Source organism: Gordonia rhizosphera NBRC 16068, assembly GCF_000298195.1.
Lineage (GTDB): Bacteria > Actinomycetota > Actinomycetes > Mycobacteriales > Mycobacteriaceae > Gordonia > Gordonia rhizosphera.
In genome coordinates, this window is record NZ_BAHC01000077.1 from 1 (window position 1) to 4,881 (window position 4,881).

A 4,881-nucleotide genomic window follows, 5' to 3' on the forward strand; every position below is an offset into this window, starting at 1 on the left:
GACTGGAGCGAGGTGGACACCCGCGCGGTCGACACGGCGCGGCTGCTGGCTGCGGACGCGGTGCAGAAGTGCGGCAGCGGCCATCCGGGCACGGCGATGAGCCTGGCGCCGCTGGCCTACACCCTGTTCCAGCGAGTGATGCGCCACGATCCGGCCGACACCGAGTGGGTGGGCCGCGACCGGTTCGTGCTGTCCTGCGGACACTCCAGCCTGACGCTCTACATCCAGCTCTACCTCGGCGGGTTCGGTCTCGAACTCGACGACATCGAGGCCCTGCGGACCTGGGAATCACTTACCCCCGGCCACCCGGAGTACCGGCACACCAGGGGCGTGGAAATCACCACCGGACCGCTGGGCCAGGGCCTCGCCTCGGCCGTGGGCATGAGCATGGCCGCCCGCTACGAGCGCGGACTGTTCGACCCGGACGCCGCCGAAGGCGCGAGCCCCTTCGATCACCACGTCTATGTGATCGCCTCCGACGGCGACATCGAGGAGGGCGTGACCTCCGAGGCGTCGTCGCTGGCGGGTACCCAGCAGCTGGGCAACCTGATCGTGTTCTACGACCAGAACCAGATCTCCATCGAGGACGACACCGACATCGCACTGTCGGAGGATGTCGCGAAGCGATATGAGGCCTACGGCTGGCATGTGCAGACCGTCGAGGGCGGCGAGGACGTCGTCGCCATCGAGGCGGCGATCGAGGCCGCCAAGGCGGTCACCGACAAGCCGTCGCTGATCTGTGTGCGGACCATCATCGGCTACCCCGCGCCGACCAAGATGAACACCGGCGCCGCCCACGGTTCCGCGCTTGGCGACGATGAGATCGCGGAGACCAAGAAGATCCTCGGCTTCGACCCGGAGAAGAACTTCGAGGTGTCCGACGAGGTCATCGGCCACACCCGCGGGCTCGTCGCACGCGGCGAGGCGGCCAAGGCCGCGTGGCAGCAGGGTTTCGACGCCTGGGCGCAGGCGAACCCCGAGAACAAGGCGCTCTTCGATCGTCTGCACGCGCACGAACTGCCCGAGGGCTGGACCGACACGATCCCGTCGTGGACTCCCGGTGACAAGGCCGTCGCGACCCGCGCCGCATCCGGCAAGGTGCTCTCGGCGCTCGGTGCGGTCCTGCCGGAGTTGTGGGGCGGCTCGGCGGACCTGGCGGGCTCCAACAACACCACCATGGACGGTGCCGCGTCGTTCGGCCCGACGTCGATCTCGACCAAGAAGTGGTCGGCCAACCCGTACGGCCGCACGCTGCACTTCGGCATCCGCGAACACGCGATGGGCGCCATCCTGTCCGGCATCGCGCTGCACGGCCCGACCCGCGCCTACGGCGGAACCTTCCTGCAGTTCTCGGACTACATGCGTCCTGCCGTCCGGCTCGCCGCACTGATGGAAACCGACCCGATCTACGTGTGGACCCATGACTCGATCGGTCTCGGCGAGGACGGCCCCACCCACCAGCCGGTCGAACACCTCGCCGCGCTGCGCGCCATCCCCCACCTCGACGTGGTCCGGCCGGCCGACGCCAACGAGACCGCGGCGGCGTGGCAGACCCTGCTCGGCCGGCGCAACCATCCGGTCGGTCTGGCCCTGACCCGCCAGAACGTCCCGATTCTCGAGGGCACCTCCACCGAGGGCGTCGCGAAGGGCGCCTACGTGCTGTCGGACCCCGACGGCACCCCGGACGTGGTGCTGATCGGCACCGGTTCTGAGGTGTCACTGGCCGTCGAGGCCGCCCAGGCGTTGGCCGGCAAGGGCATCAAGGCCCGCGTCGTGTCGATGCCCTGCTTCGAATGGTTCGACGAGCAGACCCCTGACTACCGCGAGTCGGTGCTGCCGACCGGTGTGCCGCGCGTCGCGGTGGAGGCCGGCATCTCGATGCCGTGGTACCGCATCGTCGGCGATTCCGGCGAGATCGTGGCCCTCGACCACTTCGGCGCCTCCGCCGACTACAAGGTCCTCTACCAGGAATTCGGGATCACCGCCGAGGCAGTCACCGCCGCCGCCGAGCGCGTCGTCCGCAGCTAGCTCCGCAACCCCAGCACGGCCACCAGCCAGAGGAGACACATCGTGACCCAGAACGAGAAGCTCGCCGAACTGTCCGCCGCCGGAGTGTCCGTGTGGCTCGATGACCTGTCCCGGGACCTGATCGGTTCCGGCGACCTCGCCGACTTGATCGCCACGAAATCCGTCGTCGGCGTCACCACCAACCCGTCGATCTTCCAGGCTGCCATCTCCAAGGGCGAGACCTACGACGCCCAGGTGCACGAACTCGCCGCCCGCGGCGCGGACGTGGACGCCACCATCCGCACCATCACCACCGACGACGTCCGCAACGCCTGCGACGTCCTCGCACCGGTGTACGAGGAGTCCCAGGGGGTGGACGGTCGGGTGTCGATCGAGGTCGACCCGCGCCTCGCCCACGACGCCGACGGCACCGTCGCGCAGGCGATCGAGCTGTGGAAGATCGTCGACCGCCCGAACCTGCTGATCAAGATCCCCGCCACCAAGGCGGGTCTGCCCGCTATCACCCGGGTGCTCGCCGAGGGCATCAGCGTCAACGTCACGCTGATCTTTTCCGTGGACCGCTACAAGGAGGTCATGGACGCCTTCCTCGACGGCCTCGACGCCGCCGCACAGGCCGGCCACGACCTGTCCACGATCCACTCGGTGGCGTCGTTCTTCGTCTCCCGCGTGGACACCGAGATCGACAAGCGCCTCGACGCGATCGGCACCCCCGCCGCCGTCGAGATGCGGGGCCGCGCCGGTCTGGCCAACGCACGGCTGGCCTACCGCGCCTACCAGGAGGTGTTCGAGGTCGAGTCACGCTTCCCCGACCTGCTCGCCCAGGGTGCGCGGCCGCAGCGTCCGCTGTGGGCGTCGACCGGGGTCAAGAACCCCGACTACCCCGACACCCTCTACGTCAGCGAGCTCGTCGCCCCCAACACGGTCAACACCATGCCGCACAAGACGATGGACGCCTTCGCCGACCACGGCTGGGTGAACACCGGCTCCATCGTCGGCAAGGGCGAGGACTCCCAACGGACCTTCGATGCGCTCTCCGCGCTCGGCATCGACCTCGACGACGTGTTCGCCGTCCTCGAGGACGAGGGCGTGAAGAAGTTCGCCGACGCCTGGAACGAGCTCCTCGACGCCACCGCCGAGCAGCTCGCCGCGGCGACCGAAGGCTGACGGGTTGCCTGCGCAGGGCTCGGGCTGGCGCAACCCGCTCCGCGATCCGCGCGACAAGCGACTGCCGCGGATTGCGGGCCCGTGCAGCCTGATCATCTTCGGTGTCACCGGTGACCTCGCGCGCAAGAAGCTGATGCCGGCGGTCTACGACCTCGCCAATCGCGGGTTGTTGCCGCCGTCGTTCGCGCTCGTCGGATTCGCCCGGCGCGACTGGGACGACGAGGACTTCGCGAAGGTGGTCCACGACGCGGTGCGCCAGCACGCGCGGACGGGTTTCCGCGAGGAGGTCTGGGAGCGTCTCGCCGAGGGGTTCCGGTTCGTCCAGGGCTCCTTCGATGATGACGCCGCGTTCGCACGTCTGAAGGACACGCTGCAGAGGCTCGACAAGGAGCGTGGCACCGACGGGAACCACGCGTTCTATCTGTCGGTCCCGCCGAAGGCGTTTCCGACCGTGTGTGAGCAGCTCCATCGCAGCGGTCTCGCCACCGAGGACGGCGACCACTGGCGCCGCGTGGTGATCGAGAAGCCGTTCGGACACAACCTGGAATCGGCGAAGGAACTCAACGCCGTCGTCAACAGCGTCTTCCCCGAGTCGTCGGTGTTCCGCATCGACCACTACCTCGGCAAAGAGACGGTCCAGAACATCCTGGCGCTGCGGTTCGCGAACCAGCTGTTCGACCCGCTGTGGAGTTCGCACTACGTCGACCACGTGCAGATCACCATGGCCGAGGACATCGGGCTCGGCGGCCGCGCGGGCTACTACGACGGCATCGGCGCCGCACGTGACGTCATCCAGAACCACCTGCTGCAGCTGATGGCGCTGGTTGCGATGGAGGAGCCGATCTCCTTCGAGCCCAACCAGCTGCAGGCCGAGAAGATCAAGGTTCTGGCGGCGACGCGGAACGTCCTGCCGCTGGCGGAGAACACCGCCCGCGGCCAGTACGGTCCGGGTTGGCAGGGCAGCGAGAAGGTCGCCGGGCTGGTCGACGAAGAAGGGTTCGCCAAGGACTCGACAACCGAGACCTACGCGGCCATCGCGCTCGAGGTCGACTCCCGACGATGGGCCGGCGTCCCGTTTTACCTGCGCACCGGTAAACGACTCGGGCGCCGGGTCACCGAGATCGCGCTGGTGTTCAAACGGGCGCCGCACCTGCCGTTCGACAAGACGATGACCGAGGATCTCAGCCAGAACGCGCTGGTGATCCGTGTCCAGCCGGACGAGGGCATCACGATGCGGTTCGGTTCGAAGGTTCCGGCGTCGAGCATGGAGGTGCGCGACGTCAACATGGACTTCAGCTACGGCACCGCGTTCACCGAGGCGTCACCGGAGGCCTACGAACGCCTCATCCTGGACGTGCTCCTCGGCGAGCCGTCGCTGTTCCCGGTGAACGAAGAGGTCGAACTCTCCTGGGAGATCCTCGACCCCGTCATCGAGCACTGGGCGGAGGGCGGCACGCCCGACACCTACGAATCGGGGACGTGGGGTCCACCGTCGGCGGAAGAGATGCTGGAACGCACCGGGCGTTGCTGGCGGCGTCCGTGACATCGTTCGTCGCGACCACCAATCAGGAGGGCCCACAATGATCCTCGAAATGTCCGACACCTCCACCACCGATGTCGCCAAGAAGATCGTCGAGGTCCGTGAGTCCGGTGGGGCGATCAGCCTCGGTCGTGTGTTGACGCTCGTCG

Annotated in this window: 3 protein-coding genes and 1 pseudogene; all 4 read left to right on the forward strand. The window is 68.1% G+C overall.

The window, feature by feature from the left end:
* Positions 1-2,028 (forward strand): transketolase (gene tkt / locus GORHZ_RS09310; protein WP_006332344.1); only part of this gene is annotated, 2,028 nt, incomplete at its 5' end.
* A 42-nt stretch (positions 2,029-2,070) separates the two neighbouring features.
* Complete coding sequence (tal, locus tag GORHZ_RS09315; protein ID WP_006332345.1) at positions 2,071-3,192, forward strand: transaldolase; 1,122 nt, start codon at positions 2,071-2,073, stop codon at positions 3,190-3,192.
* A 4-nt stretch (positions 3,193-3,196) separates the two neighbouring features.
* Positions 3,197-4,735, forward strand: a complete 1,539-nt coding sequence (zwf, locus tag GORHZ_RS09320) for a glucose-6-phosphate dehydrogenase (RefSeq protein ID WP_006332346.1) — start codon at positions 3,197-3,199, stop codon at positions 4,733-4,735.
* Positions 4,736-4,772: 37 nt separating this feature from the next.
* A pseudogene (locus tag GORHZ_RS31575) lies at positions 4,773-4,881 on the forward strand (glucose-6-phosphate dehydrogenase assembly protein OpcA); the annotation flags it as partial.